Origin of the sequence: Collinsella sp. CLA-ER-H9 (assembly GCF_040092295.1) — a bacterium.
Taxonomy (GTDB): domain Bacteria; phylum Actinomycetota; class Coriobacteriia; order Coriobacteriales; family Coriobacteriaceae; genus Collinsella.
The window spans coordinates 244,011-266,115 of the sequence record NZ_JBBNLV010000002.1; the positions used below are offsets into that span (position 1 = coordinate 244,011).

The window sequence follows — 22,105 nt, forward strand, 5'->3', positions numbered from 1 at the left end:
AACAGCGGCGATGGCCCATTTCTCCGATGTGGTGGTGATAGAAGTGTCTAATGCCGTTTTTAAACACAAGCACGTAACACGTAACACCTTGGCGCGGAATAGGATGCTTGCCAGGCTCACGGAGGCGGCTGAACAAGGCGTGCTGCTTGTGACGCACGACAATGCCGAGCTCATGTGGCTGCGGCGCCATGTGGGAACCGATGATATTGCGGAGCCCGAGCCGTATCTGTTCTGCTTTCAACATGATTGGGTTGTACTGACGCCGGCGGAGCGAGCGTTGCGTACCATCAAAGGGCTTGCAGGGTTTCATCCCGATTGGGCGTTTTGGGGTTATGACGCGGCACTTTTGTGGGGTCTGGAGGTGCCGAATGATCTGCTTGGGCCGCGATTTCTTGTTAAGACAGGTTGCTCGGTGCCGCTGAGTGCAGGATGCCGGCTGTTGCGTCCGCAGGCGGCGGGTGCGCTAGAACAAGTCGGCGGCGTTCGGGTGACGCCGTTTTGGCGCACGGTGGAGGATTGTCTGCTGCGTGCGCCGTTTTCGTATGGTCTGGCGATCGCCGATTCCGCATTGCGGGCGAAGGGCATGTCGCGCGACGACCTCTGCGAACGGCTCCAGGCCGATTGCGAGGGCAGGCGAGGGTATCGCAGAGCTCAGGTGATTGCGTCGCATGCGGACGGCCTGTCCGAAAACGGTGGCGAGTCTCGGTTCCGAGCATTCTTTATTGCATACGGCTTTCCGGTTCCGGAGTTGCAGGTGGAGTTTCGCGATCCGCTCGATTCGAGTCAGGTGTTTCGCGTTGATTATTTCTGGAGGCTCGAGGACGGGACATGTGTCATCGGCGAGCTCGACGGAAAGGGGAAGTATACCTTGCAGAATGGCGAGGGTCGGGAGTCGGTCGACCCGTTCGTGGCAGAGCGTCAGCGGGAAAGTCATCTGACAATGCTCGGGCACAAGGTGCTTCGGTTTACGTTTGATGAGCTCAAGAACCCGGGGAAGCTGGTCGAAAAGATGGGGCTAGCAGGTATTCCGCAGCGGGTCGATTTGGCTGAGGAATGGAAGCGTCAGTGGTATGGGCGCTGAGGGGTACGACTAACGCGGATGTGGTTGTTCCGGACGAGTTCGTCTCAATCTGTAACAACAAGGGGCCGTTTGGTCTCGTAACTGTTACAGATCAAGACAGAAGGTTGGCTACCGCTAAAAGATCTCAATCTGTAACATCTAGAGGCCGAAAACCTGTCTACTTGTTACAGATTTAGACGTCTGACGACAGGGCTGGAAAATATCTCGATCTGTAACATGTAACGGCCAAAATTCGACCCAACTGTTACAGATTGAGACAAGGGTTGGACGCGGTGCCGAAAGATCTCGATCTGTAACATCTGGAAGGTCAAAGACGGTCTATCTGTTACAGATCGAGACATTTTGCTGGAACGACCGAAGCATCGCTGCACTGGTCTGTTCATCCTCATGCCCTTCTCTTTCTTCCGTTAGCCGATATGTCCGCAGCAACCCTGCCGTACTGGACGATAATGGACAAATGTTCAAGTTAATTGTGAGGGAGGAGCTCGATATGGCGTCTGCCGATCGTTCCACGTTGTTTATCAATGCGACCGTCTTGGATGGTTCGGAACATATGGAGCCGCAACCCGATATGGCCGTGGCCGTTGAGCGCGGTGTCATCACATGGATGGGGCCGAGTGCTGTGGCGCAGGCGCCCGCGGGTGCCGAGGTTATCGACCTGGGTGGTGCGTATCTCATGCCAGGCCTCATCAATATGCATGTGCATCTGTGCGGTTCGGGCAAGCCGGTTTCGGCGGGCGATGCGGGCGCGCTGATGAAGAAGCTCGATAATCCCGTGGGGCGCGCCATCGTGCGCCATATTCTTAAGGGCAGCGCCCAACAACAACTGGCAAGTGGCGTGACCACGGTGCGCGGCGCGGGCGACCCGCTGTTTGCCGATCTTGCCGTGCGCGATGCTATCGATGCCGGCAAGTATCAAGGTCCTCGCCTGGTGGCGCCGGGAACGGGTGTCACGGTGCCGGGCGGCCATGGTGCGGGTTTGTTCGCCCAGGTGGCCAACAGTCCCGCCGAGGCAGCCGAACAGGTGCGCGACCTGTATGCGCGCGGTGCCGACGTCATCAAGCTGTTCGTGACGGGCGGCGTGTTCGACGCTACCGAGGTGGGCGAGCCGGGTGTGCTGCGTATGCCGGTCGAGGTTGCCGCGGCGGCGTGCAAGGCGGCGCACGAGGTGGGCCTGCCGGTTATGGCTCATGTCGAGAGCACCGAAGGCGTGAAGGCCGCGCTTGAGGCCGGCGTCGATACGATCGAGCACGGTGCCCCGATGACTCCCGAGATCTTGGAACTGTACCGCGGCGCCGCGGGCACGCAGCTCGAGGGGCGTGCGCCCAGCGTTACCTGCACTATCAGCCCGGCGCTGCCGTTTGTATTGCTCGACCCGGAAAAGACCCATTCGACCGATACACAAAAGAAGAACGGTGACATCGTGTGCTCGGGCATCATCGAGAGCGCCCGTGCCGCACTGGAAGCTGGCGTTAAGGTGGGCCTTGGCACGGACTCGAGCTGCCCGTTCGTGACGCAGTACGACATGTGGCGTGAGGTGGCCTATTTTGCCAAGTATGTCGGCGTGGGCAACGCTTTCGCGCTGCATACGGCCACGCAGGTCAATGCCGAGCTGCTGGGGCTGGGCGGCGAGACCGGCACAATCGAGTGCGGCAAGGCCGCCGATATTCTGGTGACGCGCGAGAACCCGCTCGATGACCTGTGCGCACTGCGTGATCCGACGCACGTGATGTGTCGCGGTGATCTGGTGCGCAAGCTCAAGGTGAAGCGTATTCCCGAGGTGGACGCCGAGCTCGACGCGATTATGGCCATGCCTGCCGAGGCGTTGGCCGAGGAGCTTGCCCGCGATGGCGTGGCGTAAGCGCGCGATATGGCGATGCGACAAAGGGACAATCCTTTTGTCATAATCAGAAAAAGCCGAGGTCCCAGTGCGAGGCCTCGGCTTTTATTTGTCCCATAGTATGGCAGCTATGAGCGCGTTTCCATCTTGGCGTGGCACTTGGGGCAGGTGACGCGGATCTTGCCCTTGCCCTTGGGGACGGACAGCATCTGGCCGCAGTTGGGGCACTTGAGGTACGCCGTGGTCTTGCGGCCCTTCCACATCTTCTTGGCCGTTCGCTTGGCGCGCTCAAAGTCTTCCTTACTGGTGCCGGTCGCGCGTGAAGTGCTGGCCGCTGCGGCCCCGCCGCCCAAGCTGGCGACGAACTTGCCCAAGCCGGGAACACTGGCGGTCGCGGCGACAAAGGCGTCGTTCTCCTTGCGACGTGCATCGATGTTTTTGGACAGGCCGCGCAGCACGCCAATCACGATGACGGCGATGGCGATCCAGCTGAGCCACTGGATGCGGGCTATCGATCCGACCATCGCGATGACGATGCCGGCAAAACCCATCACGATGGTGAGCTCGTCAGCGCCATTGCGTCCTTTCATAAAGTCATTCATGCAAATTGCCTTTCGTTCGATATGCTGCACGCCTTTATACCCGATTTAGAGCAAGGGGGACAGGTTAATCTGCACCAAGGTGGTGCAAACATTCCTGTCCCCGGAACACCAAGACGGTGCAAAGTAGTCTGTCCCCAATGCCCCAATTACTTGGAGAGCTTGTCGACGACGCGTTCGATCTCGGCGAGCTTGGCGGCTTTGAGGTCTTCGTCGCCCGATTCGATTGCCGAAGTCACGCAGCCCTCGATATGCGCCTTGAGCACGTCGGCGTTAATGCGCGCGAGGAGCGCCTGTGTGGCCATGAGCTGCGTGGAGATATCGACGCAATAACGGTCCTCATCGACCATCCGCAAGATGCCGTCGATCTGGCCGCGTGCCGTCTTGAGCATGCGGGTCACCGATTTGTGGTCTGCCATCATGGCGGGTCCTCGTTTCTGGTCGATCTTCCGGATGCCCCCGTCAGTTGCGGTGAAATAGTTCTTGTTTGCAGGCTTGAAGCGCTAAAACAGGAACTATTTCACCGCAACTTCTGAGGATTGAGTAGGCAGCGTCTGCTACGCGGCGGTCACGGACAGGGCGTGGAACTTCTCGCCTGCGGCCTCGACGGCGGCGGCGAGCTGCTCGGCGGTCACGGTGTCGGCGCACTCCACCTGGACGGTCTGGGTCTCGTGATCGGCGTCGGCGTCGGTCACGCCGGTCACGTTGAGCAGTGCCGTTTCGACGGTGGCGTCGCAGTGGCCGCACATAAGGCCGGAAGTCTTGATTGTGTATCGCATGGGTATTCCTCTCTGTTGTGTCGGCTTTCCCAGGCACCCGACCTTGACCTTCAAGCCATTGCTCGCGTACCAAAGTACGCGTCGCTCCTCTTTCAGGTCAATCTCGGGCACCTGGAAAACCCATTCTAAATGGACGTAATAGTGAGCCTATTTTGCCACTTTAGGCTTAAAGGATTTCAGGCGCAGTGCATTGGACACGACGCACACGCTCGACAGGCTCATGGCCGCGGCGCCAAACATCGGCGAGAGTTGCCAGCCGGTGAGGGGGAAGAACACGCCCGCGGCGAGCGGAATGCCGATGCCGTTGTAGAACAGCGCCCAGAACAGGTCCTGCTTAATGTTGCGAATCGTGGCGCGCGAAAGCTCGATGGCGCGGGCGACGTCCATGAGGTCGCTGCGCATGAGCACCACATCTGCCCCCTCCTTGGCGATGTCGGCGCCGGTGCCGATCGCAAGGCCCACGTCGGCGCGCGCCAGGGCGGGGGAGTCGTTGATGCCGTCGCCCACCATGGCGACCTTGCTGCCCGCATCCTGCAGCTCGCGGACGTGGCGCTCCTTGTCGGCGGGGAGGACGTCGGCGATGACCTGCTTGCTGTTCAGTCCCACGCGGCGGGCGATTGCTTCGGCCGTCACGCGGTTGTCGCCGGTGAGCATGCGCACGTCGACGCCGAGCTTGCGGAGCGCGGCGATGGCCTCGGCGCTCGTCTCTTTGACCTCGTCAGCCACGGCGATGGTACCGACGAACTCGCCGTTCTTGGCAAAGAACAGCGGCGTCTTGCCTTCGGCGGCAAATTGCTCGGCAAGACCCGCGGGCACGGTAACGCCCAGCTCGTCCATCAGGCGTACGTTGCCGGCTGCAATGGTGTTTTGCCCCTCGCGCGCCGTCACGCCACGACCGGGCACGGCGGCAAAGTCCTCGACCATGCGCGCGACAATTCCGCGCGCCTCGCACTCGGCCAAAATCGCCTCGGCCAGCGGGTGCTCGCTTGAGCGCTCCAGCGCAGCGGCCAGCTTGAGCAGCGCCTTTTCGCTCATGGCGGGCGAGCCGTCGGCGCGCGTGGCCACCACGATATCGGTCACGGCAGGCTTGCCGCGGGTGACCGTGCCCGTCTTATCGAGCACCACGGTGCCCGCGCTGCGCAGGTTCTCCAGCGCCTCGGCGCTCTTGAACAGAATGCCCATCTCGGCGCCCTTGCCGGTGCCTACCATAATGGCGACGGGCGTGGCCAGGCCGAGCGCGCACGGACAGCTGATCACCAGCACGGCCACGGCAGAAGTGAGTGCCTCGTTCACGCTGCCGGTCAGTGCCATCCACACCACAAAGGTCACGGCCGAGATCGCGAACACCACGGGCACGAACACGCCGGCGACCTTGTCGGCCATGCGGGCGATGGGCGCCTTGGTGGCGTTGGCGTCCTCGACGAGCTGGATAATCTTGGCGAGCGACGTGTCGGCGCCCACCCGCGTGGCGCGGAAGGTAAACGAACCGGTGCGGTTCACGGTGGCGGCGTTGACGGTGGCACCGGCGGTCTTTTCCACGGGGATGGACTCGCCGGTGAGCGCACTCTCGTCCACGGCCGAGCTGCCCTCGAGCACCACGCCATCGACGGGGATGGACTCGCCGGGGCGCACGCGCAGGACCTGGCCGGGAAGGATGTTGTCAACGTCGACGGTGGTCTCGCTGCCGTCCTCTGCCACGACGGTCGCGGTCTTGGGCGCCAGGTCGATCAGTGCCTCGATGGCGCCGCCGGTTTTGGACTTGCTGCGCGTCTCAAGGTATTTGCCCACGGTGACGAGCGACAGGATCGTGCCCGCGCTCTCAAAATACAGATTGTCCATGCCTGTCATCATGGCTTCGTGGACCTGACCCGCGGCTAATTGGTCGGCCATGATGAATATGGCGTAGAGCGACCAGGCGATGGAAGCGGTGGCGCCCACGGCAATAAGGGCGTCCATGGTGGGCGCGCCGTGCGCGAGCGATTTAAACCCGTTGATAAAGTACGCGTCGTTGACATAGACGATGGGGATGAGCAGGACGAGCTCAGTGAGGGCGAGCGTCATGCTGTGCGTGTGGTCGGTAAAAATGCCGGGCAGCGGCCAGCCGAGCATGTGCCCCATGCCTATGTAGAACAGTGGGATGAGGAATGCGATCGAGACGATGAGGCGGGTGCGCATGGCAGAGGCAGCGGCCTCCAACTTTTTGGTCGGCGACTCCATATGGGCGGCGCCGGACCTGGCTTGCGCGCTGCCACTTGAGCCGGCGGCATCGGTGCCCGTGCTGACGGGCGAGGCCGAATAGCCCGCGCGATCGACGGCGGTGCAGATGTCATCGGGGCTGACCTGCGCGGGGTCGTAGTCCACCAGCATGGAACCGGCGAGTAGATTGACCGCGACGCTTTGGACGCCGTCGAGCTTGCTCACGGCGCGGTCAACATGCGCCTGGCAGGCGGCGCACGTCATGCCGCCCACGTCGAACTTATCTTGAGCCATGGCTTCTCCTTTCTGTAGTTCGGTGTTGGAATTGTTAACCTACCGATACTATACACCCATACCCCCTGGGGGTGTCCAGTGGGAAGATAATAGTATGAAGATCTATTACAGTTGGGGACAGCTGCTCAGTCGTTGACCATTCCTGTCAAACATCTCAATCTGTAACATCTAGCAGGGCGAATGGCCTCTAACTGTTACAGATTGAGACGAGGCGGCCTAGACCCGCCCCGTCCGCCTCGTCATCTGTGGTTTACGTGGGGGCATGCGAAGCACGGGTATACTAACCCGCGGCGAATCTGCTCCATCGCTTAGAGCTGCTGCGTCTGGACGGCGCGTGATAGGGCTGCCAAAGCGATCGCCAGCGTGCTGAGCAACGTCCTCTCTGTGCGCACCTGTTTTTGTATGTATTAGCGCACTACCAAGCACGCCCGCGCGGCCGCATGCCGTGCCCATTGCGCGTGCAGATAAGGAACAACAACATATGCGTAATTCTGTATCCGACGTCACGGACGCCGAGATTCTGGACGAGACCCGCGAGGCCATGACCCAGGCTGCCTTCGATGCCGCCGATGAGGCCAGTGCCGCCCAGGCCGTCGAGTCCGCTACCGAGAGCCTGCCCGCCTTTGACGAACTGGGCCTTTCCGACGAAATGCTCCGTGCTATCGAGAACCTGGGCTACACGGCGCCGACGCCCGTGCAGGCCGGTTCGATCCCCGTGGTGCTCGAGGGCCGCGACTTGCTTGCCGCCGCTCAGACCGGCACCGGCAAGACGGCCGCCTTTTTGCTGCCGACCATGAACAATCTGGAGCACATCGCTCCTCCCAAACCCGTGCGCGAGCGCGGCGGCCGCAACCGCCGGCGCGGTGCCAAGAGGCCCGAGGGCAACGGCCGTGGCCCCGTGATGCTCGTCATCACCCCTACGCGCGAGCTTGCCCAGCAAATCGACGAAGTCGCGAGCAAGATCGCCGACGTCACCGGCCATGTTGCCGTGACCGTCGTGGGCGGCGTGAGCTACAAGCCGCAGACCGCTGCCCTCAAGTACGGCTGCGACATCCTGGTCGCCACGCCGGGCCGTCTGGTCGATCTGATCGAGCAGGGTGCCTGCCACCTGGACGAGGTTAAGGTCCTGGTGCTCGACGAGGCCGACCGCATGCTCGACATGGGCTTTTTGCCCGCCGTCCGCCGCATTGTGCGCGAGACGCCGGCCGAGCGTCAGACGCTGCTGTTCTCGGCGACCCTCGACGAGGAAGCCGTGGGCGAGATCACCGACCTGGTGAGCGACCCGGCTCGCGTGGAGATCGCACCGGCCACGTCGACCGCCGACACCGTCGACCAGTTTGTGTTCCCGGTGTCCATCGAGGCCAAGAACAACCTGCTGCCCGAGTTCCTCAAAAAGGAAGGCCCGGAGCGCACGATCGTCTTTATGCGCACCAAGCACCGCGCCGACAGCTGCTGCCGTCGCCTGGAGCGCAAGGGTATCAAGGCCGCCGCGATTCACGGCAACCGCAGCCAGGCCCAGCGCGAGCGTGCCCTTTCGGCCTTCCGCGACGGTACCGTCGACGTGCTGGTGGCAACCGACGTGCTTGCCCGCGGCATCGACATCAGCGACGTGCGCTACGTCGTGAACTTTGACGTGCCAGCCGAGCCGACCGACTACATCCACCGTATTGGCCGTACGGGCCGCGCCGGCGAGCTGGGCTGGGCCATTACGTTTGTGACCGAGCAGGACGTGGACGAGTTCTACGAGATTGAGAAGCTCATGGACAAGACCGCCGACATCTACGAGGCCGGCGACCTGCATGTGGGTCCCAACCCGCCTGCGGTTGATCCCGAGCGCGACCCTTCGGCCTTTAAGGTGAAGAAGAAGACCAAGCGCGGCAAGTCCAAGAGCAAGAAGAAGCTCGAGCAGGCACGTCGCGACGGCAAGCGCAACGGCGATGACTACGGTGATGTGGCCGGTCGTTCCAACCGCGGTCGCGACGAGCGTCGCGGCGACGGCGAGCGTCCGAGCCGTCCCAAGCGCGGCGGCAAGACCCGCGTGCGCGAGGGCGTTCAGGCTCGCGTGGACGAGGCTGTGGAGAGCGTAGCCCGCGAGGTGGCTGCCGAGGAGCGCGGTGGTGCTGGTGCCATTGAGCAGGTCCCGCGCGGCAACCGCGCCGAGCGCCGTGCCAAGCAGTTCCAGGGCGAGGCACATCGCCGTCGCCGCGAGGACGAGGACCGTGGCGGTCGTCGTCGTGTTGAGCGCGAAGACGAGGGCCGTGGTTCGCGTGGCGGCAAGCGTGGCTCGGGCGATCGTCGTCGTTCCGGTCGCAATGACGAGCGCGGTGGCCGTGACGAGCGTCGTGGCGGCGAGGGCCGCGGTGAGCGTGGCACCCGCAGCGGTGAGTCCCGTGGCGGCAAGCGCTTTGAAGAGCGTAGCGGCCGCGGTGGCGAGCGTCGCGAGGGTGCTCGCGGCAATGGCGGGCGCAGCGGCGCCGGCCGTTCTGGTGAGTCGCGCGATCGTCGAGATCCTCGTGCCAGCCGCGATCGTCGCGATGACTGGCGCAACTACGACGATACCCGCGAGGAGCGTCGCGGCGGCTATCGTGGTGGTCGCGGCGGTAACCAGGCCGGCTCCCGTGGCGGCCGCGCCGGCGGTCGCGATAACCGTGGCAGCTATGGCAACAGCCGTGGTGGCAAGCGCGGCGGCAGCTCCCGTCGCCCCGGTGACGGTGGCGGCAAGCGCAAGTAACACACGCGTCGCGCGGTAAGGCGAGACGAGTTTGGGCCCCGAGCAGATTATGCCCGGGGCCCTTTTTAGTGCAAAGAGGTCAGGTTGATCTGCACCAACGTCTTGAAGTTGCGGTGGAATACGGACTGTTTTGGCCTTTTGAGCGGCTTTTCAGTCCCTATTTCACCGCAACTCATGATTGGTGCAAGGCGGCCTGACTCCTTTGAACCAAAAATGATCCGGTTTCCTTCGCCCCCTTCGGATCATATGACCCCTTGGGGACGGAGGAAAACGGATCAGATAGGAAAAATAGTAAGGCGTTATTTGCCCACATGGGCTATTGCTATTTGGTAACGCGTTTTATCAAATATGGCATTTATCTGCGGTAATGTTCTATTTCACCGCTGAGGACGACGTTTCATACCGCCTGCCGAACCGTGTTGCTGCCAAACAACTTTATAGGTCAGTGTGTTGCGTGTAGCAATTTCGCCCGGCCTCGCCTCCGGGCTGCCATGTGAGAGGGGATCTTATGGCTCGACTGCATGTTATGGAACGCAGCCACGCTCAAGCCGTCATGGACGACCTGCACGATACGCTCGGACGTCGTCTGGCGGTGAGTTCACTCGCTCCGTGTCCCGTTGAGTTTACGGCAGCGCTCGTCAACCTGTGCTCCACCCAGAGCTGCGGCAAGTGCACGCCCTGCCGCGTGGGCCTGAGCGCGCTGAGCGACCTGCTCGCCGATGTGCTCGAAGGGCGCGCCGATGAGTCCACGCTCAACCTGATTGAGCGCACGGCCCGCACCATCTACCTTTCGAGCGACTGCGCCATCGGCTACGAGGCCGGCGCCATGGCGCTCACGGCCATTCGCGGCTTCCGCGACGACTTTGAGCACCACATCCTCGAGCACTCCTGCGGCTTTGACCGCGAGGCCCGCGTCCCGTGCGTCTCGGGCTGCCCGGCGCACGTCGACATTCCCGGGTACATTTCGCTCGTCGAGGCCGGCCGCTATGCCGATGCCGTTAAGGTCATCCGCAAGAACAACCCGCTGCCGCTCGTCTGCGGCCTGGTGTGCGAGCATCCCTGCGAGATGCACTGCCGCCGCGGCATGGTCGACGATCCCATGAACATCCTCGCCCTCAAGCGGTTTGCCGTTGAGCACAGCGACCTCAACGACCACAAGCCGCATGTAGTGGACAACACCGGTAAGCGCGTCGCCGTGATCGGCGGCGGCCCGGCCGGCCTTTCCTGTGCCTACTACCTGGCCGTGATGGGCCACAAGGTGACCATTTTTGAGCAGCGCCACCACCTGGGCGGCATGCTGCGCTACGGAATTCCCAGCTATCGTCTGCCGCGCGAGCGCCTGCAGGCCGAGATCGACTGGATTTTGAGCGCCGGCATCGACGTGGAACTCGACCATTCCGTGAACGGCGAGGAGCTCGCCCGTCTGCGCGACGAGTTCGATGCCGCCTACCTTGCCATCGGTGCCCACAGCGACAAGAAGCTCGGCCTTCCGGGCGAAGAAGCGCCCGGCGTGGAATCGGCCGTCAAGATGCTGCGCGCCATCGGCGATGACGAGCTGCCCAACCTGAGCGGCCAGCGCGTGTGCGTCATCGGCGGCGGCAACGTTGCCATGGACGTGGCACGCTCTGCCGTGCGCTGCGGCGCCGAAAAGGTAAGCATCGTATACCGCCGTCGCATCTGCGATATGACGGCCCAGGACGCCGAGATCGCCGGTGCCCAGGCCGAGGGCTGCGAGGTACTGGAGCTGACGGCCCCGCTTGCCATCGAGACGGGCGAGGACGGTCGCGTGAACGGCCTGCGCGTGCAGCCGCAGATTATCGGTGAACCCCGCCGCGGTCGTCCGGCTCCGCGTGCCGCCGCCACGCCCGAGCGTGTCATCCCCTGCGAGCGCGTGTTCGTCGCCATCGGCCAGGACATCGATTCCAAGCCGTTTGAGGAGATGGGCATTGCCTGCAAGTGGGGCTGCATCGGCACCAATTCGGACGGCGCCGTGCCCAACTTTAATGGTCTCTTTAGCGGCGGCGACTGCCAGACCGGCCCCGCCACCGTCATCCGCGCCATCAATGCCGGCCGCGTGGCTTCGGCAAATATTGACCGCTACCTGGGCTTCGATCACAAGATTAAGCTCGACGTGAAGCTGCCGACCGTCCAGTTTAAGGGCAAGCACGAGTGCGGTCGCTGCGAGCTGGGCGAGCGCGAGGCCGGCGAGCGTATTCACGATTGGAATCTGGTCGAGCAGGGTCTCACCGAGCAGGAGGCACGCCAGGAGGCAAGCCGCTGCCTGCGTTGCGACCACTTTGGCTTTGGCGCGTTCCGCGGAGGGAGGAACCTGGAATGGTAGAGCTCAACAAAACCACCGTCAGCGACAACACCGAAAACGGAGCGCACAATATGGTCAAGCTCACTATCGATAACTGCGAGGTTGTGGTTCCCGAGCACACCACGATCCTGGATGCAGCCAAGTCCGTCGGCATCCAGATTCCCACCCTGTGCTACCTGCGCGATCTAAACGAGATCGGCGGCTGCCGCGTGTGCGTGGTCGAGGTCGAGGGCTGCGACCAGCTGGTTGCCGCCTGCAACAACTACGTGCTCGACGGCATGGTGGTCCACACCAACAGCCCCAAGGCCCGCGAGGCCCGTCGCACCAACGTGCAGCTGCTGCTGTCCCAGCACGATTCGCAGTGCACGAGCTGCGTGCGCAGCGGCAACTGCAACCTGCAAACCATCGCCAACGACCTGGGCATTTTCTATCTGCCGTATCAAAGGCATTTGGCGGGTGAGGGCTGGGATTTCGATTTTCCCATCATCCGCGAAAACGATAAGTGCATTAAATGCATGCGCTGCATCAAGGTGTGCGAGAACGTGCAGGGCCTAGGGATCTGGGACCTGACCAACCGCGCCACGCACACCGCCGTGGGTACCCGCGGGCGCGCGCCGATCGGCAAGACCGATTGCGTCGCGTGCGGCCAGTGCATCACGCATTGCCCGACGGGCGCGCTGCGCGAGCGCGACGACACCGAGACCGTGTTCGATGCTCTCGCCGATCCCGATAAGATCGTGCTGGTGCAAATCGCGCCGGCCGTGCGCAGCGCCTGGGGCGAGGAACTCGGCATTCCGCGCGAGAAGGCAACCGTTGAGCGTCTGGCTTGCGCGCTGCGCCGCGTGGGCTTTGAGTACGTGTTCGATACCGATTTCTCGGCCGACCTCACCATTATGGAGGAGGGCTCCGAGCTGCTCGAGCGCCTGGGTGCCGCCGCCAAGGGCGAGGGCGACAGCCGCGGCTGGCCCATGTTTACGAGCTGCTGCCCGGGCTGGGTGCGCTTTGTGAAGGCGCGCTATCCGGAGTTTGTCGACAGCCTGTCCACGTCCAAGTCGCCGCAGCAGATGTTCGGCGCCATTGCCAAGACGTACTACGCCAAGGTGCTGGGCGTGGAGCCCGAGCGCCTGTTTGTGGTGTCCGTTATGCCGTGCACGGCCAAGAAGGCCGAGTGCGCGCTGCCGAGCATGGTGGGCGAGGACGGTACGCCCGATGTGGACGTTGCGCTGACGGTGCGCGAGATGGTGCGCATGATCCGCGCGAGCCACGTGAGCGTGGACACGCTGGTTGAGGAGCCGCTCGATACGCCGCTGGGCTTTGGCACGGGCGCGGGTGTGATCTTTGGCGCCACGGGCGGCGTGATGGAGGCCGCCGTGCGCTCGGCATATTACCTGGTGACGGGCAAGAACCCCGATGCGGACTTCTTTACCGACGTGCGCGGCCTGGACGGCTGGAAGGAAGCCGTGGCCGATATCGATGGAAACAAGGTACGCGTCGCCGTGGCACACGGGCTGGGCAACGCGGCACGTCTGCTCGACGCGATTCGCGACGGCCGTGTGAGCTATGACTTCGTTGAGGTCATGGCGTGCCCGGGCGGCTGCGTCGGTGGCGGCGGTCAGCCCATCCACGACGGCTGCGAGCTGGCAGCCGAGCGCGGCCAGGTGCTGTGGGGCCTCGATGCGGCGGCCGACATTCGCTTCTCTCACGAGAACCCCGATGTTTTGGCATGCTATCGCGAGTTCTTGGGTGCGCCGCTCTCGCCGCTGGCCGAGCAGCTACTGCATACCGACCATCACGCGTGGTCGATGCCTAACGAGAGGACGTGCTAGCGATGCGCGAGTTTACTGTTGAGATGTCGCGCCGAGGGTTTGCCTCGGCGCTTGCCGCCGGCGCGTTGTCGCTCGCGCTGGCTGGCTGCGGCGGCGGTGCTGCGGGGGCGGGGCCTGCTGCGGGCTCGGCTGCCACGGACGGCGCCGGTGCCGCCGCGGAGCCGGTTGAGGTGCACGTCGCCTCGCTCAAGGGTCCGACGTCGATCGGTCTGGTGCAGTTTATGGACCGGGCGGCCGACGGTGCCACGGACAACGAGTTCGACTTTGCGATTAGCGCCGCAGCTGACGAGATCGTGCCCAAGGTGATTCAGGGCGATATCGACATTGCCCTGGTGCCGGCCAACGTGGCGAGCGTGCTCTACAACAAGACCGAGGGCGCGGTGCAGGTCATCGACATCAACACGCTGGGCGTGCTGAACGTGGTGACGGGTAACGCGGACGTTGCCTCGTTTGGCGATCTGGCGGGTCGTACCGTCTACATGACGGGCAAGGGCACCACGCCGGAGTACGTCATGAACCACCTGCTGGAGCGCGCGGGCCTGACCGGCCAGGTGGCGCTTGAGTTTAAGAGCGAGCCCACCGAGGTGCTGTCGGCGCTGCTTGCCGATCCGTCTGCCGTGGGCGTGCTGCCCGAGCCGTTCAAGACCGCTGCCATCGCAAAGAGCGAAGGCAAGCTGTCGGCTCCGGTAAGTCTGACCGATGTGTGGGATGAGCTGGCGGGTGACACGGGTTCGCGCCTGCTGACGGGCGTGACCGTGGTGCGCCGTGCCTTTGTCGAGGAGCATCCCGAGGCCGTGGCGGAATTCTTGCGCTGCCATGAGGCGAGCGTGAAAGCCGTCAATGCGGCGCCGGCAGACTGGGCGCAGGCCGTGGTCGATGCGGGCATCGTGGACAACGCCAAGATCGCCGAGAAGGCGATTCCCGGGTGCATGCTTGTGTGCCAGACGGGGAAAGATATGAAGGCGGCGCTCGGTGGGTACCTGCAGGTGCTGGCCGATGCGGATGCAAGCGCCGTGGGCGGCAAGCTCCCGGTTGATGATTTCTACTACATGGAGTAGCCCGTGCGTGCGTTTGCTCGACAAATGACAGAGCGCATGAAGGCGGTGGCGGCAGCAGGTGCCGTCGCCGCCTTTTGGCTTGCCGTGTGGGTGCTGGTGGCGGGTCTCGTGGCGCAGCCGTTGATTTTGCCGGGGCCGGGCGCTGTTGTGGTGGCGTTGCTGCGGCTGGTATGCGATGCCGGCACGTGGGCGATTCTGACGGGCTCGGGTGCGCGGATTCTGGGCGGTTTAGCGCTTGCCGCGGTGTGCGGTGGTTTGCTGGCGGGAGTCTCGGTGCGGTCGCGTGCGTTTGCGCACCTGGTGGCTCCGGCGCTGTCGTTTGTAAAGGCGACGCCGGTTGCCTGCGTGGTGGTCCTGCTGCTCATTTGGTTGGGGTCGGCACGTGTGAGCATCGCGGCGGTCTTTTTGATGGCGCTGCCGGGCGTGTATTTCTCGCTGGTCGAGGGTTTGACGCAAACGGATAAGCCACAGGAGCGGATGTTTCGCCTGCATGGCGTGTGGGGCTGGCGACTGTTCTTCGCTCACACCTGGCGCGAAGTTCTGCCGTTTGTGCTTTCGTGCGCCCGCGCCGTGATCGGCATGAGCTGGAAGGCCGGTGTGGCGGCGGAGCTGATCGGCATGGCGACGGGCACCGTGGGCGAACGCATCTATCAGGCAAAGCTTTTGATTGAGACGGCGGACCTGCTGGCGTGGACCGTGCTGGTCGTTGCTGCCTCGTGGGCGTGCGAGCGCGTGCTGGTGTGGCTGCTGCGGGTTTCGGGGCCCGTGGCGTGGCGCGCGGCCGTGCAGGCGCATGGGCATGGTCCTCGCGGGCGTGTGGGCGGCCCTGCTGGCGACGACGCTGCAGCGGAGCTTGCGCTTGCCGTGGGCGATCGCGCGCACTGGGCGCCGGCGCTCGACGGGTTGGTGCTTCGTGTGCCCGCCGGTGGGCGCACCTGCGTGATGGGCGCCTCGGGTGTGGGCAAGTCGACGTTGCTTGCGCTGGCGGCGGGGGAGTGCACGCCGTGTTCCATGGTGTTTCAGGATGTGAGCCTAGTCGAGGACGTTTCTGCCCTGGATAACGTGCTGGTGTGTGCCGGCGCGCGCGTGGATGCCTCGAGTGCTGCAGCCCTGTTGCGCCTGCTGGTGCCGGGGGTCGATGTACATGCTCGCGTGGCCGAGCTTTCGGGCGGACAGCGCCGTCGCGTCGAGATCGCTCGAGCCCTGCTGTGCCCGGGCGGCGCGGTGATTCTTGACGAGCCTTTTACCGGTTTAGATACCGCTGCGCGCGACGCATGCGCCGAGGTCGTGCTCGACTTGCTCGACGGCCGCATGCTGTTGCTTGCCACGCACGATGCCGTCGACGCTCAGGCCCTCAATATCTCGGATATCATCACGCTCTAAATACTTATTCAGCAACAAAATGATCCGTTTTTTCTCCGTCCCCATGGGGTCGGGTATGGTATTCTATCTGCGGGGTAATACTTAGGAATACCAAGTAATACCAACGCCGTAGAAACACACTCCAGATGCGGGCCAATCGGGTTGCCTTCACAGCCTGTCGCCCAGCCGCGTGGCCCGCATCTATCCGCACCACCGTCGTTTCAAAAAGGAAGCGCCATGGCAGAACACATGACCCCGGTTGTCGCGAAGGTCTTGCCCGAGGAGAAGGCGGCCTTCGCGGCGGCAACCCAACTCGTGGGCACCACGCCGTCCAACGCCATCCGCATGTTTATCGCTGCGTTCAACCGCTGCGGCACCTTCCCGTTCGACATTTCGCCCAGCGGGGCCTTTGGCACTGCGCCTGATTCTCATCAATAAGTGATCCGTTTTCCTCCGTCCCCATGGGATCAGCTCTCTGCCGAGTTGTGGTAGAACTAGGGAACGGTTTTGAGGAGGTTGGCATGCTCAATGCGATGATTTGGGCGCTTGCCTGTTTTGGCGTCGTCGCTGCCGATATTGCCCTGAGCGTCGTTTTGTTCTCCGCCCTTGGCGTCGCATCGGTGTTCATGGGTTTTTCGATCGATGACCTCGATATTCAATTGCTTCAAGCCGCCGCGCAGACGGCGTCGTTTTTGATGGCACTGCTGTGGTGGCGTTATCTGTGGCCGCGTTCGTTTATGGCACGCTGGCAAAGCGAGCGTCCGCTCGGCGGGGGAGCGCGTGGGGCGTGGAAACGCATCGCCTGCATTATCGTGATTGGCCTGGCCCTGCAGGTAGTCGTTGGCTACGTGACCGACGCCGTGCTGTCGCTGTTGCCCGATGCCGCGGCTGACTACAGCGAGCTTGTCGAGGAAACAGGCATGGGCGACACCAGCTATCTCGCCGTCCTGACTACGGTGCTCGGCGCCCCATTTTGTGAAGAGCTGCTGGTGCGCGGCATTATTTTTGAGTTTTCGCTCCGAGCGTTTAATCCGCAGTGCCGCCCACTTTGGAAGCGCCGGCGCCGTGCGAGCGCGCAGGACGGCGCCATGGTGCCCTGGGCGGCCCCAAGTACGTGGGGTATCGCCGCGGCGATTGTGCTGCAGGCGGCAATCTTCGGTTTTATGCATATGAACTGGGTGCAGGGCTGCTACGCTGGCGCCGCCGGTCTGGTCTTTGGCTGGGTGCTCGTGACCACCGGAAAGCTCCGCTACACGATCCTGCTGCACTTTGCCTTTAACGCCGGGTCGTATCTCATGACGTTGCTCTGGTTTGTGAACACGCCGTTCGACGTGATAATCACGGTCGCGATCGCCGGCTTCGTACTGGTAGAGGCGATGCGGTCGCTCAAACTGACGTGCCAGCTGGCTCGCTCCCGTCAGTAAATGTGATTCCCCTAAGGAAAACACGGCTAGGTGCGTCTGAGCGTGTTCCCCCTAGGGAAATCACGACTGGAGACAGCCCAAGCGTGTTTCCCTTAGGGAAAACACGCTTGGCCGATGAAAGGACGCCGGCTGGCCATGAGACGCCGGCTGGCCTTCGCCGCGCTAGTTGCGCCTGCCGCCGCCGTTGGCGCCCTGTCGTCCCTGCGCCGCACGGTTGCGGCCCGCGGTGTTCTGCGCGCGCGACATGCCGCCGTGACCCTTGCTGCCCTTGGGCCCCTTGCCGGCGGCGCCAGCGCCACCATGCGGTTTGCCGCCCTTCTTGCCCGTGCCGTGTCCGCCGCCGGCAGACGTCTCGCCCGGGCGTGGCGGAACGGGACGGATCAGACAATGCTTGGTATAGCCGATCAGGTCACGACGCCCGGCCTTTTCCAGCGCCTCGCGCACGAGCTTGTAGTTCTCGGGCTTGCGGTACTGGATGAGCGCGCGTTGCATGGCCTTCTCGTGCGGGTCGCGTGCCACGTAGATCGGCTGCATGGTGCGTGGGTCTACGCCGGTGTAGTACATACAGGTCGACATGGTGGACGGGGTGGGGTAGAAGTCCTGCACCTGCTCGGGCATGTAGCCCATGTCGCGCACGGCCTCGGCAAGGTCCACGGCTTCCTTCATGGTTGAGCCCGGGTGGCTCGAGATCAGATACGGCACCACATACTGCTTGAGTCCGTATTCGCGATTCAAGCGTTCAAATTTACGGCAGAATGCGTCGTAGACAGCTCGGCTCGGCTTGCCCATCACGGACAGCACCGCGTCGCTCACGTGCTCGGGCGCTACGCGCAGCTGGCCCGAGACATGGTGCTCCAGCAGCTCGCGTAAAAACTCGTCCGAGGCATCGGCCATGGTGTAGTCGAAGCGGATGCCGCTGCGAACGAAGACCTTTTTGACGCCCGGCAGCTGGCGCAGGTCGCGCAGCAGCTGCGTGTAGCCGCTCTCGTCGACCACCATGTTCTTGCACACGCTCGGCCACAGGCAGCGCTTGTTCTTGCACACGCCGTGCTTGAGCTGCTTGTCGCAGGCAGGACGGCTAAAGTTGGCCGTCGGCCCCCCCACGTCGTTGATGTAGCCCTTAAACTCGGGATCGCGCGTGAGCAGCTCGGCCTCGCGCATGATCGAGTCGTGGCTGCGCATCTGCAGCACGCGGCCCTGGTGGAAGGTGAGGGCGCAAAACGAGCACTCGCCAAAACAGCCGCGGTTGGAGCTAATGGAAAATTTGATCTCGGCAAAGGCCGGCACGCCGCCCGCTGCATCGTAGTCGGGATGCCAATCGCGTGCGTAGGGGAGCTCGGCGACCTCGTCCATCTCGTCGGTGGTGAGCGTCGCCGACGGCGGGTTCTGCACCACATAGACGCTGTTGGGGTAGGGCTCTACCAGGCGATGTCCGGTGATGGGGTCCATATTCTGCTGCTGCACGTTAAAGCTGCGCGCGTAGTTGAGCTTGTCAGCGGCAAGGTCGTCCCAGCTGGGCAGCAGGTCGTAGTCGTAGACCTCGTCGAGCGAACCCGTGCGGTAGACGGTGCCGTTGATATAGGTGATCTGATCGACAGGCAGTCCCGCGTCGAGCGCGTCAGCGATCTCGACGATCGCGTGTTCGCCCATGCCGTAGATGAGGATGTCGGCGCCCGAGTCGAGCAGTACCGAGCGCTTGAGCTTGTCCTGCCAGTAGTCATAGTGGGCCAGGCGACGCAGGCTCGCCTCGATGCCGCCGATAATGATGGGGGCATCCTTGAACGTCTGGCGGATGAGGTTGCCGTAGACCGTGACGGCACGGTTGGGGCGGTGACCCTCCTCGCCGCCGGGCGTGTAGGCATCGGTGTGGCGGCGGTGCTTGGTCACCGAGTAGTGGTTGACCATGGAGTCCATGTTACCGGCACTGACGAGAAAGCCCAGGCGTGGCTCGCCGAGCACGGTGATGCTGGCGGGGTCGGTCCAGTCGGGCTGGCAGATAATGCCCACTTTGTAGCCGTGCGCGTCGAGCACGCGGCTGACGATGGCCATACCAAAGCTAGGGTGGTCCACGTAGGCGTCGCCGCAGATGTATACAAAGTCGCACTGGTCCCAACCGCGCGCATCCATGTCGGCGCGGCTGACGGGAAGGAACTTATCGCGGCCCGGGCGCCAGGGGCGGGCGGGCGCAGCCGGAGTATGAGTGGCGTGGCCGCCCTGGGCCTTGCCGCCGCGCTTTTGCTGCTGGCCGCGCTGGGCATGCTTGCCGTGCTGGTTGTGCTGAGCGTCCTGGGGCTTTTTTGCCACGATCCCTCCCGTTGTTAGTATGCTGCACGTAATTGTAACCAGTCTTTTTGGGACGGCGCTAAAAAGACTGGTGGAGTACACGAGGCGTCGGGTGTCGGCGTCGCGCCCGCCGTTTGTTTCCAGACTGTGTATCTGCGCGTTGGAGAACCCGTCTCGCGCGCACGCCATGTTGTCAATGGGTTACAGTATGAACGGCGGCTATGTTTCCGCCAACGCACGAGAGAGTCGTCAACAAGGAGGATGCACGACGATGCAGCGTGCCAAGCAGATATCGGAGTCTATTGAGCTGGGCATCATCTTGGCGCTTGCCGGTGGCTTTATGGATGTGTATTCGTACATTGGGCGCGACCATGTTTTCGCCAACGCGCAGACGGGCAACATCTTGCTCGTGGGCGTGAGCATCTCAGAGGGCAATTGGGCACTTGCGGGTCGCTATTTTTTCCCTGTGGTGTCGTTTGCCGTGGGCATTATGCTTGCCGACCTGGTGCATGAGCGGTTTGGCAGCGTGATTCACTGGCGCCAGGTGACGGTGTTTTTTGAAGCCGTCATCTTGCTGGGCGTGAGCTTTATCCCGGGCGGCGATTTCAACTTGCTCGCCAACTGCCTTACTTCGTTTGCCTGCGGTATGCAAGTCGAGAGCTTCCGCAAGATTCACGGTCACGGCATCGCTACGACCATGTGCATCGGCAACTTGCGCAACGCGCTGCAAAACGTGGACGACTACATCATCACCCACAAGCGCGGCTTTTTGGAAAACGGCGCGCTGTACTTTGGCGTGATCTTTACCTTTGTGTTTGGCGCCGTGCTGGGCAACTGGTGTATTGAGCGCATAGGCCTGCACGCCATCGTCGTGGCGAGCGTGCTGCTGTTTGTCGCGTTTGCCATCATGTTCATCGACCGCGAGCGCGACTTGCGTTTTCGCTGGAAGGTTGCGGCCGAGGCTTGGAAAGAGGGCTGTCGAAAGTAACCGAATGCGGCAAAGGGGCTGTCCCTTTGCCGCAATATTTTTCCTCTCTATGTAATACAGTTGCAGGAGCCAGAAAAAATATCTAGCTCCTGAACGTTGCAACGAACTGCTTTTTGCGATTTATTCGAGATGCTCTTCAATCCGAGCCCTCAGAAGGGCAATGGCTGTGGGTATTCCAATTGCGACGGCTAATTCGGCTTTATCCAAAACCTGTATGCTAAAGCACGATTGTTTATCACATTGAAGGACGTTAACTGAAGATAGCTTTACTTCCCGTTGACTGAATATATCGTAATCTCCAAATAGGAAGTTACCTTTTATTGTGTAATTCGGTATGTTCGTTACGCACTTCATCTCAAGTCTGTTTAGGCCATAATCGAACACCGCAACTTCCTTGTGTTCGATGATGAGCGCAACCCTGGGCATGTTACTAAAACCACCGTCGACGACAGTAAAGAGTTTTTCATTTGCATCGTCATAAACGGTATATTTAAGACTCAATAGCTGTCCTAGTGGACCCGTGAACCCATGTCTTTTGATGTTGAGGTTGTCTCCCGCTGGGTTGATGAGAGCTAGAGCATGCGGATAAGGGTTACCTTCAATTGAGATTCGATATTCGTTTGTAGCCGTCTTGCTCGATTTAGGACCAGTAGCTATCACGCGTCATCGCCTCGATCGAATTGGAGCCGTCTTCTGCTTCGTGCGGAGAATTACGCTGTACGTTGTAGTACATGCAGCTGCAATAACAGCATGGGCAATTTCTAACAAAATGAATGATGCTATTTGCTGCATGCATATTATTTACTATAAAGTATCCTTTTATAAACGTATTGTCAAACATATATTGCTAAAACAGAAACAATTTATACCTTGATTATCGACTTCATTCGAACACCTCCCACATTCATCCGCACATGTGCGGATGAATGTGGGAACCCGATACCCTGAGGGCCGGATCGGCCGGCCCCGGGAGATCGGAGGACGGCATGTCCGGAAAGAAGAAAAGGGGCTCCGCAAGGGCGGTCCCGAGGGCCTACGGAAGGCTCACGAGGCACGAGCGGGACACGGTCCAGAGGATGCTGGAGCGCAGGGCGTCATGCAGGGAGATCGCGAGGGAGCTGGGCAGGTCGCCCTCGACGGTGTGCTCGGAGGTGGCGTCGCACAGGTTCGTGACCGCGCCGAGGGAGAGGCGCGGCGAGCGCGTGGACGCCTCCGCCGACCTGTCTGCGGCATGCCCGCGCCTGGCCGCGTGGCCGCGCTGCTGCAACGGGTGCGGGCGGTACCGCGCGATCGGCTGCAAGCGCCGCCCCCACGTCTTCTACGA

At 62.4% G+C, this 22,105-nt stretch carries 17 protein-coding genes; 11 read left to right on the plus strand and 6 right to left on the minus strand.

Annotated elements, in window-relative coordinates; genetic code table 11:
• Positions 1 to 10 precede the first annotated feature (10 nt).
• Together AAAX73_RS02865 and AAAX73_RS02870 are read left to right on the plus strand one after the other, a co-directional pair.
• Positions 11 to 1,081 (plus strand): hypothetical protein, encoded by a 1,071-nt coding sequence (locus AAAX73_RS02865; RefSeq protein ID WP_349124944.1) that lies wholly within the window; start codon positions 11 to 13, stop codon positions 1,079 to 1,081.
• 490 nt (positions 1,082 to 1,571) lie between these two features.
• The gene (locus tag AAAX73_RS02870) at positions 1,572 to 2,942 is read left to right on the plus strand and encodes an amidohydrolase family protein (RefSeq protein ID WP_233542942.1); all 1,371 of its coding nucleotides are present in this window, start codon (positions 1,572 to 1,574) and stop codon (positions 2,940 to 2,942) included.
• 107 nt (positions 2,943 to 3,049) lie between these two features.
• Here AAAX73_RS02870 and AAAX73_RS02875 read toward each other — a convergent pair whose 3' ends face one another.
• The 4 genes from AAAX73_RS02875 to AAAX73_RS02890 all read right to left on the minus strand — a co-directional run bounded on the left by AAAX73_RS02875 (position 3,050) and on the right by AAAX73_RS02890 (position 6,789).
• Entirely contained in the window at positions 3,050 to 3,523 is a 474-nt protein-coding gene (locus AAAX73_RS02875) for a hypothetical protein (RefSeq protein ID WP_349124945.1), read from the minus strand.
• A gap of 146 nt (positions 3,524 to 3,669) precedes the next feature.
• Positions 3,670 to 3,942, minus strand: a complete 273-nt coding sequence (locus AAAX73_RS02880; protein ID WP_035137388.1) for a metal-sensing transcriptional repressor — start codon at positions 3,940 to 3,942, stop codon at positions 3,670 to 3,672.
• Positions 3,943 to 4,077: 135 nt separating this feature from the next.
• Positions 4,078 to 4,299 (minus strand): heavy metal-associated domain-containing protein, encoded by a 222-nt coding sequence (locus AAAX73_RS02885; protein WP_117743036.1) that lies wholly within the window; start codon positions 4,297 to 4,299, stop codon positions 4,078 to 4,080.
• 147 nt (positions 4,300 to 4,446) lie between these two features.
• Positions 4,447 to 6,789: a heavy metal translocating P-type ATPase gene (locus AAAX73_RS02890; RefSeq protein ID WP_349124946.1), complete on the minus strand. Its 2,343-nt coding sequence runs from the start codon at positions 6,787 to 6,789 to the stop codon at positions 4,447 to 4,449.
• 481 nt (positions 6,790 to 7,270) lie between these two features.
• Here AAAX73_RS02890 and AAAX73_RS02895 point away from each other — a divergent pair, with 481 nt between their 5' ends.
• The 7 genes from AAAX73_RS02895 to AAAX73_RS02925 all read left to right on the plus strand — a co-directional run bounded on the left by AAAX73_RS02895 (position 7,271) and on the right by AAAX73_RS02925 (position 17,510).
• On the plus strand, positions 7,271 to 9,520 hold the full coding sequence (locus tag AAAX73_RS02895; protein WP_199574271.1) for a DEAD/DEAH box helicase: 2,250 nt from the start codon (positions 7,271 to 7,273) through the stop codon (positions 9,518 to 9,520).
• 508 nt (positions 9,521 to 10,028) lie between these two features.
• Positions 10,029 to 11,861 (plus strand): NAD(P)-binding protein, encoded by a 1,833-nt coding sequence (locus tag AAAX73_RS02900; protein WP_349124947.1) that lies wholly within the window; start codon positions 10,029 to 10,031, stop codon positions 11,859 to 11,861.
• 50 nt (positions 11,862 to 11,911) lie between these two features.
• On the plus strand, positions 11,912 to 13,666 hold the full coding sequence (locus AAAX73_RS02905; protein ID WP_349124956.1) for a [FeFe] hydrogenase, group A: 1,755 nt from the start codon (positions 11,912 to 11,914) through the stop codon (positions 13,664 to 13,666).
• Positions 13,667 to 13,668: 2 nt separating this feature from the next.
• Complete coding sequence (locus AAAX73_RS02910; protein WP_349124948.1) at positions 13,669 to 14,724, plus strand: ABC transporter substrate-binding protein; 1,056 nt, start codon at positions 13,669 to 13,671, stop codon at positions 14,722 to 14,724.
• A gap of 3 nt (positions 14,725 to 14,727) precedes the next feature.
• The gene (locus AAAX73_RS02915; RefSeq protein ID WP_349124949.1) at positions 14,728 to 16,107 is read left to right on the plus strand and encodes an ATP-binding cassette domain-containing protein; all 1,380 of its coding nucleotides are present in this window, start codon (positions 14,728 to 14,730) and stop codon (positions 16,105 to 16,107) included.
• Positions 16,108 to 16,323: 216 nt separating this feature from the next.
• Positions 16,324 to 16,524, plus strand: coding sequence for a hypothetical protein (locus AAAX73_RS02920; RefSeq protein ID WP_035137368.1), 201 nt, complete (start codon positions 16,324 to 16,326; stop codon positions 16,522 to 16,524).
• An 83-nt stretch (positions 16,525 to 16,607) separates the two neighbouring features.
• Positions 16,608 to 17,510: a type II CAAX endopeptidase family protein gene (locus AAAX73_RS02925; RefSeq protein ID WP_349124950.1), complete on the plus strand. Its 903-nt coding sequence runs from the start codon at positions 16,608 to 16,610 to the stop codon at positions 17,508 to 17,510.
• 162 nt (positions 17,511 to 17,672) lie between these two features.
• Here the strand turns inward: AAAX73_RS02925 and AAAX73_RS02930 are convergent, their stop codons facing one another.
• Positions 17,673 to 19,814, minus strand: coding sequence for a YgiQ family radical SAM protein (locus AAAX73_RS02930; protein ID WP_349124951.1), 2,142 nt, complete (start codon positions 19,812 to 19,814; stop codon positions 17,673 to 17,675).
• Between the two features lie 250 nt (positions 19,815 to 20,064).
• Between AAAX73_RS02930 and AAAX73_RS02935 the strand changes: the two genes are divergently transcribed.
• Positions 20,065 to 20,781 carry a YoaK family protein gene (locus AAAX73_RS02935; RefSeq protein ID WP_349124952.1) on the plus strand — a complete coding sequence of 239 codons (717 nt, stop codon included), beginning with the start codon at positions 20,065 to 20,067 and terminating at the stop codon, positions 20,779 to 20,781.
• A 120-nt stretch (positions 20,782 to 20,901) separates the two neighbouring features.
• Here AAAX73_RS02935 and AAAX73_RS02940 read toward each other — a convergent pair whose 3' ends face one another.
• Entirely contained in the window at positions 20,902 to 21,441 is a 540-nt protein-coding gene (locus AAAX73_RS02940) for a hypothetical protein (protein WP_147350636.1), read from the minus strand.
• 326 nt (positions 21,442 to 21,767) lie between these two features.
• Between AAAX73_RS02940 and AAAX73_RS02945 the strand changes: the two genes are divergently transcribed.
• Positions 21,768 to 22,105: helix-turn-helix domain-containing protein (locus tag AAAX73_RS02945; RefSeq protein ID WP_349124953.1), on the plus strand; the 338-nt coding region annotated here is incomplete at its 3' end.

Bases quoted from the DNA above. Each gene is read 5' to 3' on its own strand.
- AAAX73_RS02920 (WP_035137368.1), top strand. From the start codon at position 16,324: ATGGCAGAACACATGACCCCGGTTGTCGCGAAGGTCTTGCCCGAGGAG.
- AAAX73_RS02875 (WP_349124945.1), bottom strand. From the start codon at position 3,523: ATGAATGACTTTATGAAAGGACGCAATGGCGCTGACGAGCTCACCATC.
- AAAX73_RS02905 (WP_349124956.1), top strand. From the start codon at position 11,912: ATGGTCAAGCTCACTATCGATAACTGCGAGGTTGTGGTTCCCGAGCAC.
- AAAX73_RS02870 (WP_233542942.1), top strand. From the start codon at position 1,572: ATGGCGTCTGCCGATCGTTCCACGTTGTTTATCAATGCGACCGTCTTG.
- AAAX73_RS02935 (WP_349124952.1), top strand. From the start codon at position 20,065: ATGCAGCGTGCCAAGCAGATATCGGAGTCTATTGAGCTGGGCATCATC.
- AAAX73_RS02885 (WP_117743036.1), bottom strand. From the start codon at position 4,299: ATGCGATACACAATCAAGACTTCCGGCCTTATGTGCGGCCACTGCGAC.
- AAAX73_RS02925 (WP_349124950.1), top strand. From the start codon at position 16,608: ATGCTCAATGCGATGATTTGGGCGCTTGCCTGTTTTGGCGTCGTCGCT.
- AAAX73_RS02890 (WP_349124946.1), bottom strand. From the start codon at position 6,789: ATGGCTCAAGATAAGTTCGACGTGGGCGGCATGACGTGCGCCGCCTGC.
- AAAX73_RS02865 (WP_349124944.1), top strand. From the start codon at position 11: ATGGCCCATTTCTCCGATGTGGTGGTGATAGAAGTGTCTAATGCCGTT.
- AAAX73_RS02910 (WP_349124948.1), top strand. From the start codon at position 13,669: ATGCGCGAGTTTACTGTTGAGATGTCGCGCCGAGGGTTTGCCTCGGCG.
- AAAX73_RS02895 (WP_199574271.1), top strand. From the start codon at position 7,271: ATGCGTAATTCTGTATCCGACGTCACGGACGCCGAGATTCTGGACGAG.
- AAAX73_RS02880 (WP_035137388.1), bottom strand. From the start codon at position 3,942: ATGATGGCAGACCACAAATCGGTGACCCGCATGCTCAAGACGGCACGC.
- AAAX73_RS02900 (WP_349124947.1), top strand. From the start codon at position 10,029: ATGGCTCGACTGCATGTTATGGAACGCAGCCACGCTCAAGCCGTCATG.